The 15,991-nt window shown below is 38.3% G+C and carries 11 protein-coding genes and 1 pseudogene; 8 read left to right on the forward strand and 4 right to left on the reverse strand.

The features are described 5' to 3' along the window. Positions 1–30: 30 nt before the first annotated feature. The 3 genes from korA to ACFIQE_RS03110 form a co-directional block, all read right to left on the reverse strand. Entirely contained in the window at positions 31–330 is a 300-nt protein-coding gene (korA, locus tag ACFIQE_RS03100; protein WP_015857010.1) for a KorA family transcriptional regulator, read from the reverse strand. Between the two features lie 117 nt (positions 331–447). Next, entirely contained in the window at positions 448–1,077 is a 630-nt protein-coding gene (locus tag ACFIQE_RS03105) for a TrwN protein (protein WP_375673644.1), read from the reverse strand. Further along, positions 1,077–1,691, reverse strand: a complete 615-nt coding sequence (locus ACFIQE_RS03110) for a hypothetical protein (RefSeq protein ID WP_375640656.1) — start codon at positions 1,689–1,691, stop codon at positions 1,077–1,079. Before ACFIQE_RS03110 ends, ACFIQE_RS03105 begins: the two co-directional genes overlap by 1 nt. 128 nt (positions 1,692–1,819) lie before the next feature. On the opposite strand from ACFIQE_RS03110, the gene ACFIQE_RS03115 reads away from it, so the two are divergent. After that, on the forward strand, positions 1,820–2,107 hold the full coding sequence (locus tag ACFIQE_RS03115; RefSeq protein WP_015857007.1) for an H-NS family nucleoid-associated regulatory protein: 288 nt from the start codon (positions 1,820–1,822) through the stop codon (positions 2,105–2,107). Between the two features lie 1,575 nt (positions 2,108–3,682). On the opposite strand, the gene ACFIQE_RS03120 is transcribed toward ACFIQE_RS03115, so the two are convergent. Continuing rightward, the gene (locus ACFIQE_RS03120) at positions 3,683–4,960 is read right to left on the reverse strand and encodes a ubiquinone biosynthesis hydroxylase (protein ID WP_375707259.1); all 1,278 of its coding nucleotides are present in this window, start codon (positions 4,958–4,960) and stop codon (positions 3,683–3,685) included. A gap of 741 nt (positions 4,961–5,701) precedes the next feature. Here ACFIQE_RS03120 and ACFIQE_RS03125 point away from each other — a divergent pair. The 7 genes and pseudogenes from ACFIQE_RS03125 (at position 5,702) to ACFIQE_RS03155 (ending at position 15,464) form a co-directional block, all read left to right on the forward strand. Beyond that, the gene (locus tag ACFIQE_RS03125; RefSeq protein WP_375707260.1) at positions 5,702–8,143 is read left to right on the forward strand and encodes a DNA translocase FtsK 4TM domain-containing protein; all 2,442 of its coding nucleotides are present in this window, start codon (positions 5,702–5,704) and stop codon (positions 8,141–8,143) included. Between the two features lie 723 nt (positions 8,144–8,866). Next, positions 8,867–9,127, forward strand: a pseudogene (locus tag ACFIQE_RS03130) (DNA translocase FtsK); the annotation flags it as partial. A gap of 121 nt (positions 9,128–9,248) precedes the next feature. Beyond that, positions 9,249–9,857, forward strand: a complete 609-nt coding sequence (locus ACFIQE_RS03135) for an outer membrane lipoprotein carrier protein LolA (protein WP_375707261.1) — start codon at positions 9,249–9,251, stop codon at positions 9,855–9,857. A 33-nt stretch (positions 9,858–9,890) separates the two neighbouring features. After that, on the forward strand, positions 9,891–10,706 hold the full coding sequence (locus ACFIQE_RS03140) for an exodeoxyribonuclease III (RefSeq protein WP_375621032.1): 816 nt from the start codon (positions 9,891–9,893) through the stop codon (positions 10,704–10,706). A 61-nt stretch (positions 10,707–10,767) separates the two neighbouring features. Continuing rightward, entirely contained in the window at positions 10,768–12,249 is a 1,482-nt protein-coding gene (locus ACFIQE_RS03145; RefSeq protein ID WP_375621031.1) for an efflux transporter outer membrane subunit, read from the forward strand. After that, positions 12,246–13,472 (forward strand): efflux RND transporter periplasmic adaptor subunit, encoded by a 1,227-nt coding sequence (locus ACFIQE_RS03150; RefSeq protein ID WP_375621030.1) that lies wholly within the window; start codon positions 12,246–12,248, stop codon positions 13,470–13,472. Before ACFIQE_RS03145 ends, ACFIQE_RS03150 begins: the two co-directional genes overlap by 4 nt. A gap of 3 nt (positions 13,473–13,475) precedes the next feature. Beyond that, on the forward strand, positions 13,476–15,464 hold the full coding sequence (locus ACFIQE_RS03155) for a MacB family efflux pump subunit (RefSeq protein WP_375621029.1): 1,989 nt from the start codon (positions 13,476–13,478) through the stop codon (positions 15,462–15,464). The last annotated feature ends 527 nt before the right edge of the window (positions 15,465–15,991 follow it).

Here is a 15,991-nt window from a genome sequence, read left to right on the forward strand (position 1 = left end):
GTTAAAGCTGCAGAAAATGCAGCAATTTTATTACGAGCTGTTGTGTGAAGAATATTTAATTGTTTCATGTTCTTTATCCTGATTAAGATTAAAACTCCCACAAATGACCCCTCTTTCATGAAGAAACTTAAAAAGATATTTTGGATCAGCCCAAGTTCTTAGTTTTCCTCTTTGTGTAAGTAACGTATATTTATTTGGCTTTCCGGTGATTGGATCATCGGAAATAAACGTAAAATACCATTCCCTTTCTGAAAGCATCACGACTGTAATCTCACGTGCTGCTTTTTGACTAAATGCTATATCAACGCTGTTTTGTTCTATCATTTTCATTATCGTTGCCCTCAATTAGAATAGATTTTGTTCAATCTTACTAATTAGAGCTTTAACATTTTCTTATCTACCTTTCATTATAATATCCTATCAAAATTCTGGATTTTCGTGAAAATATCAGTCATCACTCAGTGATCTTCTCGATGAAGAAAAATCTTCAGCTGAAAAAGCATCGTGGGCGCTACTTTCTTTATGTGTAAATGCATCTTCTTCTCCTTTTGAAGAGAGAGGAAGAGAATCTACTTTAGTTGTCTGTTCTGGTTCTTCTTTTTTAAGCTTTATAGGCTCCTGCAAGCCCTCATTTCCTCGTACAGCAGCTTTTACTCCAATATATGAAGTAATTTTTTGCATACGGGCGTGGTTTGAGTTTTCTGTATTGTAAAAATTCAGCACAGACTGCAAAGTCGCTTTTTCAAAGATGCACTTTGATGTTGTTTGTTCATAGCAGTAAGTTAAAGCGCTTTGTACAGCTGTAATATTTCTGCAAAAATCAAACGCATCAAAAAGAGAAAACAATTTCACATTCCCAACATCAATTTGCCCTAAAATTATGTTAAAATTATGTTCACTCTGTTTAGCTGTTGCGATTGTTTCCTTAAACTGAGATGATTGATAGAAGAAGTTATCTTTATCATCTGTTACATAGACATTGTCCCGCGCTTCTTGTTCGGCGATAACTGAAAATGTTATGGGAGGCGTATTGGATATGTATGCAGCAGCAAAAAATGTGAAATCTGGAACAATCATTAGCAATACACCTTATTATGAAGAATTTTATTAATACAAATGCTAATTCTTTGTAGTACATTTTCTCGTTGTTTTTTGATTTTATAAATTTGCAGAATGAGATTGTTTAGCTTAGAATATTCTTTGTGATTATTGCTTTGTTCTCTTCTAAGAATATTTCTAATATATGCGAATACCCAACCAACAAGATAAAAGTGTGGAATAAAATAGAGCACATTACGCCAACCAATATTATTGGAATCACGAAGAAAGGCGCTGCTTTTAAAAAATAATAATCTTTGATACTGTATTGAAGCTGCTTGTTTTATATAATTCTCTAGTTGCAAAAATCTTTTCAAAAAAAATTTATACGAAGTAAAAAGCCGTTGTGTATGAGGGGAGGTTTTCTTGTCATAATGAACTACACTATCATTATACAGAGAGGGCTTGTTCTTTGTTGCGTATTGCCATAACTTATAGAGTGACGATTTATATTTACTTTTGACTACTGATTCATAAGAGTCAGAGAGGTGTGATGGCGCTTGAGCACTGCATTTAGTAGTTCCAGCAATTGAACTGAAAAAAGATGCAGTGGTGGTAATTGATATACCAATAAACAGCTCTTTGTGGTTCAAAGCACATCTCCGTCAAAGTGATATATGTATCGTAATTTTAATTTCGATAATAAATGGACAGAAATTGTCTATAATTGTGTTTAAAATATGGCAAAAAGAAATTCTTTTTTGCAAGGGGAGTAATTAAGGTGAATGATCTCAAAAATATGAATTTTGATGAACTACAAGAGATGCGTACACAAATCGATGTGGAATTAAAAAAACGGCAAGCAAAGGAAAAGCAAAATGCGCGACGAAAAATTCTTGAAATTGCTAATGCCCATGGAATTGATATCGCTGATCTTGTGAGCAAAGAGCGCCATTATAGAAATCCCAATAACCAATGGGAATTATGGAATGGGCGTGGACGTAGACCTAAGTGGATTAAAGAGTGGTTGGAGAATGGGTATACACTTGATGAACTCGAAGTAACGTAACACGTGTGCGATCTTTACAAGATAAGGGAATACCAAGGAATGTAAATGCAAGAAGTATGCTCTTTTGGGTAATTTAATTGTATAAATATACTGAACGAATATATTAAAGTATTGAGTTACCAAATACAATGATAGGGAGCGTGAAAAAGTTTATTTAAATGCAAAAGGTATTGTTGTTATAATCTGGTAAGAATAATGATGATGCCAGATTGGAATATTGTAATTGCTTTTGGCATGTGAGAGAGGGGGGATATTTTACTTCTTTTTATCGTTTCATTAACGTTGCTCTTTTTAGTCTATGTAAATAAATAGTTTTATTGATTATTTACAAAAATGGTCGAAATGAGAATAATTTATTGCATAGGGATTTTAACTCAATATGTAAAATGATAATTTTATCAATTAATGTGTTAATAAATTAGCATACTTATATTTTTGGAATACTGTTCTGTAGAACAAGCCTGATGTTATAGATTTTGTTTGGTATTTTTTCTGTAAGATTATATATGAGGCATTTACTTTATTTATCGTTCGTTTAGTTGAGATGAGTGAGTGTGTAGAAAATGGAAAATTTCTATGGCTGTTATGGGTTTTATAGAATTTATGACATATTTCTGAGCGTTTGTGATTAAAATTCATTTATGAGCGTTTATGAATAATGAATAAAGAGCGTATTTGAAAATAAAAGGATTGGATTATTTCTATTGAAGTTTATCTTCTTTTATGGTGTGAAATAGGGGGATGATATGCGGTTTTACAATTGTGTGTGATGGTATAGAGTACGGAATACTTTGTTATATATTGGAATATTTTTTCTAAAGTCGTGTGGTATTCCACAATAAGTTAAAGAGTTTGTCTGAGAAGCAGAATGCCCCAAACGGAATACATTTATGTTTCCAATTTACACGCTTTTTTAAAAGAAAAATTTTTCAATGCAACTAAGCTTATTTTATAGCGCTTCTCGTGAATAGTATAACGTAAAAGTCTCTATGAGCATATAAAATCCATTGTACACCACCATTTTTACTTCAATAAAAAGTATAAGCCGGTGCCATTATATACTTTACTCGCCTCCAATATTGCTAAAGTCCTTAGTTCTTGAGAGAGGGAGGCTTTTGTCGCTTTGTTTAATTGTTTTATTTATACGACACTTTCGCTTGTGATGTGCAAGCGAATGATTTTGATTGCTTCAACATGAGAGAGATTTGAAATAAGGGTATTTTATGATCTTTAGATTTCTCACTCAGTATGAGAATAATGAATTTATTATTTATAAAGAAAAGTGTTGTGTGCTAAAATGTCTTGTTTATTTTATTATGCTGTGAAATGGCTCCTTTAAAGGTGTGGTGATATAAGGCAACCTCTTTGAGACATTAAATGTTTTTTTCAGTGTATGGTGAGTATTCTTAAAATGTAGCTTGCTTGTCGAGTCTTATGTGGAGTGAAATATGGGGGGAGGAAGGCAAGAGAAAATTACTCGACAGGAATCCGGTTTGCAAACAGATTAGATGAGATAGGAATTTTTTGTTCTTTGAAGGAGGGAGGCAAAGGTTATAAAATAGTATGAATTTTTGTTTAAAGTGGGAAGCCGTGTAGAAGACGTGGGGCATTTGGAGTGAGTCCGGCAGCTTCTTGAATGAAGTATTTTTTTATTTTTGGTGCTTGATTAATGATTCCAAGGCCGGTATCGCGGAGCATCCTTAAAAGAAGGTTATCATTAGAAAAGAGTTTATTAAGCCAATCATTGCTTAAAGCCATACGGACAATTTCAAAACGTCTCCAGCTTTGATAGCGCTCTAAAGCTATGAGGGAGCCAATATCAAGACCTAGTCGTGCTGTTTCAATAATCACTTCAGCCAGCGCAGCGCTATCGCGTAATCCTAAATTGAGTCCTTGTCCTGCAATGGGGTGGATGGTATGGGCGGCATCGCCAACAAGAGCAAAACGTGGTTTAATGCATTGACGTGTTAAAGAAAGGCTCAAAGGAAAAGCTTGACGTTCGCCATCCCAAGAGAGTTTACCTAATCGATGGCCAATGCGTCTTTCGAGTTCTGTTTCAAAAATAAGTGCATCAGCTTTGAGATAATATTGCGCAGTTCTATGATCTTCATTCCACACAATAGCGGATCGGTTGCCTTTGAGAGGGAGAAGAGCGAAAGGGCCAGCAGGTAAAAAATGTTGAATTGCTTGACCATTATGGGGTTTTTCATGTTCAACTGTGCAGATGATTGCTGTTTGTTTATAGGGATGAGAAAAATTTTTCAGACCAGCTTTTTGGCGTAATTTCGAATGGGCTCCGTCAGCTGCAATAAGCAATTTTGTTTGCCAAACCTCTTCATTATTTAAAGTGACGGTTGTATGTTGATCTTCTTGATGAAAATCAATGACACGGGTGTTTGTAATAACAGGGATATTGAGACCTTTGACACGTTTTTTTAAAGTGTTGATGAGTTCTCTATGCTCTACCATAGCAGCAAAGGGCTCGCCGGGATTAATGTCGCCTTCAAAGGTTAAAAGAGTGGGTTTGACAGGATCATTTGTGCTTGTATCTGTGATGATCATTGAATGAATGGGTTGCGCATAGGGTTTTATAGGTTCCCAACATTGTAATTGTTTTAACATACGAATAGAAGCAGCAGCAAGGGCAATGGTTCGTATGTTAGAAGCAGGGGGATCTCCTTGTGGAGCAGCATCAACGATTTTTATTTTCAGATTAGGGGCTGTTTGCTTGAGTGCTATCGCTAAGGTTAAACCGACAGCTGCCCCTCCGGCAATGAGCAGATCACATTGTTTAGTTTTATGAGATTTAATTTTTTTATTGGGTTGTACGTTTTTATTGCGATTAGAACACACAATACTTCTTCCATTGTTTATAGTTTGCTTTCTTTTAAAAAGAATATCTTTTTACATTGCCTAAAATATCTTAACCTTTACTTTTCTCTCTGCTTTACAAAAACGAGGTTTCTTTTTAGCGCCAATCTGATGACAGATTGGTTTTTCAGAGTTTTTCTGCTTAATCATTTATGTGATTCATCTTACAGATTTATCGGATAAGCTTTTTTTAATATCTTCTTCAATTCTTTTTACACTTGGTTGATAAAAAAGAAAACTAAAAATAAACAAAGATGGTCGTGTATTTTTTAAGTTGTGTGAGTTACTTCAGTATGCTTGTCCTGAAGGGGGCTATTTCGTTAGTATGATAGATAAAAATAGATAAAAATTGTGGTCATTCGTGATGGTTAAAACAGTATTCATATTTTGCCGTTATCATGATGTAGCGTAAAAAATATTATTTGTTTAGGAAGGTGCTTATAGCACCCATGTAACACTTTACACATGAGGTGTTTTTTGGTTGATCGTGTGATAAATATTCAGGGAGAGCTTTTTGTGCGCCTTATGAAGGATTGTCTCTTAGGGTGGTGGGTATATGAATGATATAAAGTGGTTAGAGGTAGAACACGCTAGATAAGAAGTCGGATTGTTTACAGGCTATTTGTTTACAAATCGGCACAGAGTTTAAGCTTCATGCTTTTTTAGAGAGAGAGGGAGTTATAACTCTTTAAAATATGAAAGTTTTGTATTTGGAATTGATAGATGCACCGAAGTTCTTCTCCTTATGATTCATTAGAAGTGCGAAATTCTCAAGGTTCGCGTCTTATTGAGATGTTTTTACGTCAGATAGGAGTATTTATTGGGCTCGGGCTTTTGGGCTTTATTATTTTTTGTGTGTTTGCTTTGGCGACGTGGAATGTTGCGGACCCATCTTTAACCCATGCAAGTACAAATGAGGTTACAAACCTTATGGGGTGGATGGGGGCAATTTTTTCAGATTTTATTATGCAGTTTTTTGGCTTGGCCAGTCTTTCTGTTTTGTTGCCACCGTTATTTTGGTCTTTTCTCTTGTTGGCGCAAAAGAATATCTACAATTTGACTTTGCGCTTTTTTTTATGGGTGCTATCAACGATTTGTTTTTTAATTGCTTTTGCCCTTATGTCACCTGTTGCTTCTTTTACTTATTGGCCATTGCCAATGGGATTGGGAGGGGTTTTAGGAGATAAAGTTTTAAGTGTTGCTTCTTCAGTCTTTCCTCTTTTTCTTTCTCCTCCTTACACGGTGTTTTTCAGTGTTGTTTTTATTCTTTTAGGTTTTTTCACCGCTGCTTTTGCTGGTAATGTGATATGGCGGCGTCGAACAAAGAAAAGAAAAGAAAAAAGCATTCCAAAAGACGAAATCGTTAATCCAGTCTTTGAGTTGGAAGAAGATACGGAATATGCCGCAGAGGAGGATCGTGAAAATCATGGTTTTTTTGCGACAACTTGTGGCGCTCTTTTGCATCTTTTTTATTTTTTACAAGCGCGTTTTTTTCGTTTATTCTGTTTCAAAAGGCGTTTTCAGAGTAAAGGGCAAGGAAAGCCATTTGATCGGATTGAGCCAACTTTTTTAGGTGAAAAAGTAAAGTGTGAGGAAAATCAAAATAAAGCCTATGTTTCTCCTGTTAAAAATCGAAAGTTTTTAACAGCTTCTTCAAAGGGTGGTTTTGTTCTTCCTCTTGTAGATTATCTTTCGGTTCCACCACCGTCTGTTAAGGATGCAAAACTTTCTCCTGCTGTTTTAAGAGCAAATTCTCAGGAGCTTGAAGGGGTTTTGTTAGATTTTGGAGTCAAAGGAAAAATTATAGATGCTTGTCCTGGACCGGTGGTAACTTTGTACGAATTTGAACCGGCAGCAGGCATTAAGTCTTCCCGTATCATTGGTTTGGCAGATGATATTGCACGCTCGATGCGTGCGATTTCGGCGCGTGTTGCGGTGGTTCCAGGACGTAATGTTATTGGAATAGAACTGCCTAATGCAAAGCGTGAGATGGTTTATTTACGAGAAATGTTGCAGGCGCAAGAATTTATTGACAGCAAAGCCAAGCTAGGACTTGCTTTGGGTAAGACAATCGGGGGGGAAGCTGTTGTTGCAGATTTAGCAAAAATGCCCCATCTTTTGGTTGCTGGTACAACAGGATCGGGAAAGTCTGTTGCTATCAATACAATGATTTTATCATTGCTTTATCGTATGACACCTGAACAATGTCGTCTCATTATGGTGGACCCGAAAATGCTTGAGCTTTCGGTTTACGATGGCATTCCCCATTTATTAACACCCGTGGTGACGGATCCTAAAAAAGCCGTGATTGCTTTAAAGTGGGCTGTTCGTGAAATGGAAGAGCGCTATAGTAAAATGTCAAAACTAGGCGTTCGTAATATTGATGGGTTTAATGCACGTCTTAGGGAAGCTGCAAGTCAGGGAGAGACAATGGTGCGGACAATTCAAGTTGGATTTGATCGTGAGACTGGTGAGCCTCTTTATGAAACGGAAACACTTGATTTTAGTCCTATGCCCTATATTGTTGTCATTATTGATGAAATGGCTGATTTGATGATGGTTGCTGGTAAAGATATTGAAGGAGCGGTTCAACGTTTAGCACAAATGGCACGTGCTGCCGGTATCCATGTAATTATGGCGACACAGCGTCCTTCCGTCGATGTTATTACTGGGACGATCAAAGCCAATTTTCCTACACGTATTTCTTTTTCTGTGAGTTCAAAAATTGATAGCCGAACAATTTTAGGCGAACAGGGGGCCGAGCAATTATTGGGACAAGGAGATATGCTCTTTATGATGGGAGGAGGACGTATTCAGCGTGTGCATGGGCCTTTTGTTGCGGATGATGAAGTGGAGCAGGTTGTTGCGCATCTCAAAGAGCAAGCACGACCTGATTATTTAGAAACAATTACGCAAGAAGTTGAAGAGGATGGTGCTGATGTTTCTTTGTCTTCTCCTTCAGAAGATGATCCCTATAGTCAAGCTGTTGCTATTGTGCTTCGTGATCGTAAGGCTTCAACCTCTTATATTCAACGCCGTTTAGGCATTGGTTATAACCGCGCTGCGACATTGATTGAGAGGATGGAAGAAGAAGGTATTATTAGTCCAGCAAATCACGCAGGGAAACGAGAAATTTTAGTGCCTGCTGAAGAAGAGCGCTTTTGAAAAATCTTTATAGTTGTTTTTTATAATACCTTATAAAATAAGTGTTTATCCTATTGTATCGTAGAAAGTCTGCATTTTCATATACCAGCTCTCAATTTGCGATAGCTCCTTGGTACTTAAGACTCCTTATAAGGGGATTCTTTATCTTATATAACTTTTATCCATACACCAACCTTGCTTGTAATGTGCAAGCAAATGATTTGAATTGATTTAATATGAGAGAGTATGTGATGAGAGAATCTTATTGTATTTGGCGTTATGATTTAAGTTAAAAAGATAAATTGTTATAAATCAATATCTTGGTATAAAATAATGTCATTGCGAGTGTAGAGGGGGGTAAAAGCATGTAAGGTTTGGTATTTAAGTGTCTTTTTAAGTGCGCTCTAAATATTTAGGGCAAGGCTGATCTGTCGAGTCTTAATATAAATGAATTATATGGGGTGGGAAGCTAAGTGAAATTTGCTAAACTCCAAACTGTTTACAGAGTGGTTCGGATGAAGATTTTTATTCTTTTGGGTGGGAAGGAAGTCAAAAAAACATTTTTGACACTTAAAAGAGCTTTCAGGTTCGCGAGTAATATGTTTAGTCCTTAATCCATTATGTATTGACTATAATTTATGTTGCTTCATAGATTAGGGGTGGGAAAGAATATATTATGCGTTTAGAAAATCAGCAGAAAAGCAGGAAAATTTGATGATTTCGGAAACTTAAACGCAGACTGGTTATTTGGAAACGATACCGCAAGAAATAAAAAAGGATGTTTCTTTAGCTTTTTCTTTAGCAGATGATTCCTATTGTCAAGCTGTTGCTATTATGCTTCGTGATCGTAAGGCTTCAACTTCTTATATTCAATGTTGTTTAGGCATTGGTTATAATCGTGCCGCCACATTGATCGAAAGGATGGAAGAAGAAGGCACCATTAGTCCAGCTAATGATATAGATAAGCGAAAAGTTTTGGAGACTGTCGAAGAAGAATACTTTTAAAAATCTTTTGATATTTTTTTCAAACAATATCTTTATCTTATAAAGAAGAGTATTTATTCGTCGTTGATCACTTAAGTTATGAATTATAAAGTCAATTAAGTATTGCTTGGGAGCATTTTTTATGAAAACGTCTTTTTTACTGCAAAGAAGAGTCTTTGGGTTGGTGGGAATTATTGTCTTTTGGTGTTTAACTGTTCCTGTTTTTTCGCAAGCATCTAATAAAGTGATAAAGGCGCAAAATGTTGTGAATCACTTTGCGGCAATCAAAACAATGACAGGTGATTTTATTCAGTTTAGTCCAAAGGGAAAAATGTCTCAGGGGACATTTTATTTAGAGCGCCCAGGGAAAATTCGTTTCATTTACAAAAAAATGCCTTTACAGATTATTTCAGATGGCCAATTTGTGGGTATTAACAATCGGGCTTTGAATACTTGGAACTTTTCACAACTTTCGCAAACGCCAATGAAATTTTTGTTGGATGATAAAATTGATGTATCTTCTGGGCGCTTGTTCGCATTTCGCGAAGATCCAGGGGCTGTAACGATTGTTCTGCGTGATAAAACGATTGGGGCAGGGCAAATAAGGATGGTTTTTGATTCTAAAGGCTCTGCTTTGCGACAGTGGACAATTGTTGACCAACAAAATTTGGAAACTACTGTGCAGATTATGAATGTGCGGACAGACGTCCGGTTCGCTAATGGGATGTTTGCACTTCCTTCGAAGAAATGAAGAAAGAGTGTTACGTCATTGGGATTAAAACAAATGTTCTTTCGTATTGCGACTTGGAATATTAATTCTATTCGTTTGCGTCTTGCACAGGTTTTTCAGTATTTGGAACTCTTTTCCACAGATGTTTTGTGTCTACAGGAAACAAAATGTCCAGATGCTTTATTTCCAGTGGAGGCTTTTGAAGCAGCGGGTTATAAGCATATCGCATTGAGTGGACAAAAATCTTATAACGGGGTGGCTATTGTTTCTCGTTTGCCTTTTAAAAAGGTAGAAAAACGTTTTTTTTGTCAAAACCAAGATTGCCGTTATATCTCAGTTATTGTGGAAGCCCATGGGAGAAGCTTGCGGATTCATAATTTTTATGTTCCTGCTGGGGGAGATATCCCTGATGCTGATGTGAATGAAAAGTTTCGTCATAAGCTTGATTTTTTAGAAGGAATGTCCTCCATTCGTGCGGATCAAGGCGATGGTCTTTCTTCTCTTTTGGTGGGAGATTTAAATATTGCTCCTTTGGCAGAGGATGTTTGGTCTCATCAGCAATTGTTGAAGGTTGTAAGCCATACTCCCATTGAAACCGAGCGTTTACAGGATTTGTGTTGTCAAGGTGGATGGGTTGATCTGATGCGGTTGCATATTCCTGTTCCTACCAAGCTTTACACATGGTGGAGTTATCGTGCTCGCGATTGGGCATTTACCGATTATGGGCGGCGGCTTGACCATGTTTGGTCTTCTCAAGATTTAGCCCCTTTTGTTGTAGATCTTTCGATTTTTCGTGATGCGCGCGGATGGGAACGTCCTTCAGATCATATTCCTGTGCAAACTGTATTTGATTTTTCACGTCAAGTTTGAAATAAGAGGTAAATAAAGTATTAATATTAAATAATGATTCTGAAAGAATGCGGGAGACTGGATGTATATCAGAAATCTCAAATGGGGCGCTTCTCGTGGATTATTTTTTAGTGTCTTGTTGTGTTTGCTTTTGTCAGGATGTATGGTTGGTCCTAATTACCAGAAAACATCTTTTCGTGTTCCAGCAGTTTGGGGAGAAAAATCTGCACAGACTGCAGGGCAGCCCATTGCGCTTGCCGGATGGTGGCGGCATTTGAATGATCCTGTTCTAGATGCGTTAATGGATTACGCGATTTCTGGAAATAATAATGTTGCTGTTGCCAAAGCTCGGGTACGTGAGGCGCGTGCGGGTTTAGGACAGGTTGTGGGAACTCTTTTGCCAAATGTGTCCAATTCAATTTCAGGAACCCGTAGTCGTTCTGGACAGTCTGATGCATTGTTCAACCAGTATAGTAGTGGTTTTGATGCAAGCTGGGAGCTTGATTTTTTTGGTGGGCATAAACGTGCGGTTGAAGCGGCGCGTTATGGCCTTGATGCGGCTGTGGAAGATATGCGCGCTACCATGGTGACATTACTAGGAGATGTGGCAACAAATTATGTGCAAATGCGTGGCTGGCAACAAAAGTTGTTTATTGTGCGGCAAATTGCTGTATCACAACGTAAAACTTATGAACTGATGCGCGCTAGATTAACAGCTGGTGATGTTTCTGAGCTTGATGTTTCAAATGCGCAAGCACAAATGGCAAATACAGAAGCAGATATATCACAGATGGAAGCGAATTTAGCAATGAGCGTTCATCGCCTTTCTGTCTTAACTGGTCGTGTGCCTACGGCATTGAAGGATCTTTTACAAAAAAATGCTAAGCATGCAAAGATTCCACAACCACGCTGGCCGATACCAGCAGGAATTCCAGCCGATATTTTGTTAACACGTCCAGATTTGCGACGGGCAGAGCGTCAATATGCGCAAGCGACAGCACGGATTGGTCAACGTGAAGCAGATCGTTATCCATCACTTACTTTAACAGGTAATATTTCGACAGCAGCAACGGCAATTGATCAATTATGGAAAAATTCAACGATTGGCTGGTCTTTTGGACCTGGTCTTCGTTTTCCTCTTTTTAATGGAGGTCAGGTCGAGGCTTCTATTGCGGTAGCGCGCGCGCAGCGTGATCAAGCTTTTATTACTTATCGAGCTGCTGTGTTGGAAGCTTTAGAAGATGTAGAAAATGCGCTTGTAAGATTAACGAAGGAACATCAACGCTTAGAAAAGCTAATCGTTGCGAATAAAGCTTCTCTTCATTCCTTAAAACTTTCACGGAACCTTTTTGAGAATGGAAATACTAGTTTTCTTGAATTGTTAAATGCTGATCGCTCTTATTATTCTGCACAAATGGCGCTTAAAGATAGCCGTGTTTCTTTGGTTACGCAATATATCACGTTGATGAAAGCATTGGGGGGGGGCTGGGATGGCGTTGTTGATGTATCGCGTCCAGAAGTCGTTGATAATGCACCTCGTTCGCGTGCAAAGGTAGGGAAATGAAAAAAAACTTACTCAAAAATTTCATTACAAAACACAAAAAACTTTCCTTCTTTTTAACTGCTATATTTCTCATTCTCTTGCTGTTATGGTTACGTTCTGTTTTTTTTGGAACATCTACTCCAACTTATATAACAGCGGTGGTGAAACGTGGGGATATTGAGGAAAGTGTTTTAGCTTCTGGTCTTGTACGTCCTTACCGGTTGGTGGCTGTTGGTGCGCGAGCAACAGGGCGTGTGGTGTCAATGCATGTTTCCCCTGGAAGTGTTGTGAAAGAAGGCGATCTCTTGGCAGAAATTGATCCTACAGATCAGGAAAATGATTTAAAAAGAAAAAAAGCAGCATTATCGCATTATTATGCGAGTTTGGTAGAACAAGAAGCCTATCTTTCTCTTGCACAGAAAAATTTAGAGCGTCAGAAAAAAATGATTGAAACACGGGCGATTTCACGGGCGAACCTCGATGAGGCTGCGACACAGGTGAAAATACGCGAGGCGCAAATTGAACAACTTCGTCAGCAGATTGTGCAAGCACAAATTGATGTGGAGAGTGCAGAGGTTAATTTAGGTTATACACGCATCACTGCCCCTGCAGCGGGAACGGTTTTGGCAACAGTTGTGGAAGAAGGGCAGAATGTGAATGCGGTTCAGTCGGCGCCAACAATTGTTATTTTGGGTGATTTATCAAAGATGACGATTAAGGCGCAAATCTCAGAAGCAGATATTCTTAAAGTCCGAGCTGGACAACCACTTTATTTTACAGTTTTAGGTAATTCACAGCGTCGTTATGAAGGCGTTTTAGAAAAAGTAGAGCCGGCTCCTGAAACAATTCGTGCTGATGTGAGTATTAATCCTGGTATGGTGAGTGGTTCTAGTGCTTTAATATCATCGGCTATCTATTACAATGGAATTCTACATGTTGATAATGCGGACAATTTTTTGCGAACCTATATGACTGCTCAAGTTCATATTATCTTAGGGCGCGCACAGAATGTCTTGTTGGTTCCAAGTAATGCTTTACGCGATGAGACAAGAGAGCGTAAAGCATGGGTTTCTGTTTTGGTGGGGGAAAATAAGTTGGTTACTAAACAGGTGAGCGTTGGGTTGAATAATAAGGTTATGGCAGAGATTATTTCAGGACTTAACGAGGGTGATGTCGTCGTCACCAGTTCGTCTGATGGATTGATGCCCGAGTCTTCTAACATGCATAGCGAAGACGAGAGTTAAAGCATGAGCACAAATCAAGCAGATGCTGTCTTCGTCTTGGAAAATATTGTGCGCAAATTTCCTGCGGGCGAAGCGTTTGTTACCGTTTTGAAAAACATCAATCTTACCATTAAACGTGGTGAAATGGTGGCAATTGTAGGTGCTTCCGGTTCAGGTAAATCTACCTTGATGAATATTTTAGGCTGTCTTGACCGCCCAACTTCTGGCCGTTATTGGATCTCTGGTAAAGAAATAGCTTCCCTTTCTGCGGATGAATTGTCGGCTTTGCGACGTAATCATTTTGGTTTTATTTTTCAGCGTTACCATTTGTTGAATGAATTGACAGCTCTTGGTAATGTTGAAATTCCGGCTATTTATGCGGGAAGTGCCGTGGAAGCAAGGAAACAGCGGGCACAGGATCTTTTAACACGTTTGGGCATGGGTGATCGGATAAATCATCGTCCAAATCAGCTGTCCGGTGGTCAGCAACAACGTGTTTCTATTGCTCGGGCGCTCATGAATAATGCGGAGGTCATTCTTGCAGATGAACCAACTGGTGCATTGGACAAAAAGAGTGGGCAAGAAGTATTGCATATTTTGGATGAACTTCATCAAGAGGGACGTACTATTATCATTGTAACCCATGATATGCAGGTGGCTGAAAGAGCAGAGCGTATTATCGAAATCAGTGATGGGGAAATTATTGCTGATAAGCGGTCAAGGGTTGCAAAAACAAAAGTTGGTGGAAAATCTCTTCAGGAACAACAAAATCTAAAAGGCCAACAAAAACTGGGCTTTTTTCGTTCTTTTGTTGAGCGATTCCGTGAGGCGTTTGTGATGGCTCTGTTGGCAATGAATGCACATCGCATGCGGACTTTTCTAACAATGCTTGGGGTGATTATCGGTATTGGGGCGATTATTGCTATGGTGGCTTTAGGGAATGGTACACGAGAGAAAATTCTGGAAAATTTTAAAAGTTTGGGTGCTAATACATTAACCATTTTTCCTGGCAAAAGTTTTTCTGATCCACAAGCAGAAAAAATAACCAGTTTGGTTGAAGCTGATGCAGAAGCCTTGTCTGGGTTACCTTATGTTTCTGGTGTAACACCTCAGATTTCAACAAGCTCAAAAGTGCGTTTTGGTGCAGTTGAAGTCAATGCTGTCATTGTGGGGGTGGGAGAACAATTCTTTCAGATACAGGGGCTTAAAGTTTTCAAAGGACAGTTTTTTGATCAAAAAAGTGTCCATGATCGGGCGGTTGATCTCGTGATTGAAAAAGAAGCATTGTCTGTTCTTTTTCCCCATAGCCATGAAAGCCCTCTTGGCAAAGTGGTGCATGTGGGTAATGTTCCAGCGCGTATTATTGGTGTTGTTGATTCGCAAAATCACGCAAATGGAAATGCATCAAATACATTACAGCTTTATTTGCCCTATACAACAGTGCAAACGCGTTTTCTTGGTACAACAGAAGTTCGTGCAATTACTGTTAGGATTGCTGATGATGTCGATTCACATTTAGCGGAAAACATGGTGAAACGTTTTCTCATTATGCGGCATGGTGGAGAAGATTTTTTCATTAGAAATTCAGAATTCTTTCGTGAACGTATCATGGAGAGTACACATATCTTAACACTTTTAATTTCTTCAATTGCAGCGATTTCCCTGATTGTAGGTGGTATTGGGGTGATGAATATTATGCTGGTCACCGTTTCTGAGCGGATCAATGAAATTGGTGTGCGTATGGCAGTTGGTGCACGCCAAAGTGATATTTTGCAGCAGTTTCTCATTGAAGCGGTGTTGGTTTGTGTCATTGGTGGTGGTTTGGGGATCTTGCTTGGGCTTTCTATCGGTGGCTTGTTTCTTCTGTTTAAGGCACCTATCCATCTTATCTATACCATTGAATCGATCATTATGTCTCTTACTTTTTCAACCCTCATAGGAATATGTTTTGGCTTTTCTCCAGCGCGGCAAGCTTCACGGCTTGACCCTGTTGTCGCTCTTTCACGCGATTAAGCTTTATCAATTGGGGCATGTTTGTTCGTGATGCTTTCCACTGGATGAAGCATTTATGAAGCGAAACATGAATGGAAAAAGTTTAGCATTATTTGCTGCTCTATTTTAGAAAACGCTTTGTTCATTAAGTGGAGCGTACCACTAGAGGTGAACGTTTTATAGGGCACCCCATCATGTGAGATATGGTAGGCATATAAGCCTTATTGAGGCATTAAATGTTTTGAGAATGCATGATGAATATTTTTAAATCTTTCTTGTCGAGTCTTATGGAAGTAAATCCTATTAAGGAGAAGTTAAATGGAACCCGTTAGAATGAGATTGCTTGCAGACTGAATTTTGTTAAAAATTCTCGTCTTCTGAGATGTGAAGAGGAGAACAAATGAAATATACTGCGCGACGATTCTTAAGATTTAATCTAAAAAGAGGCGGGGGAAGTGAATAGTATATTTGCTAACAAACAAAAGAACAAAAAAGAAGGTTGATGCCAAAAACAGCTTAAACCTCCGTTCTTCCAAAAAAATGAACTG

Origin of the sequence: Bartonella sp. AA1HLJMS (assembly GCF_042197445.1) — a bacterium.
Lineage (GTDB): Bacteria > Pseudomonadota > Alphaproteobacteria > Rhizobiales > Rhizobiaceae > Bartonella.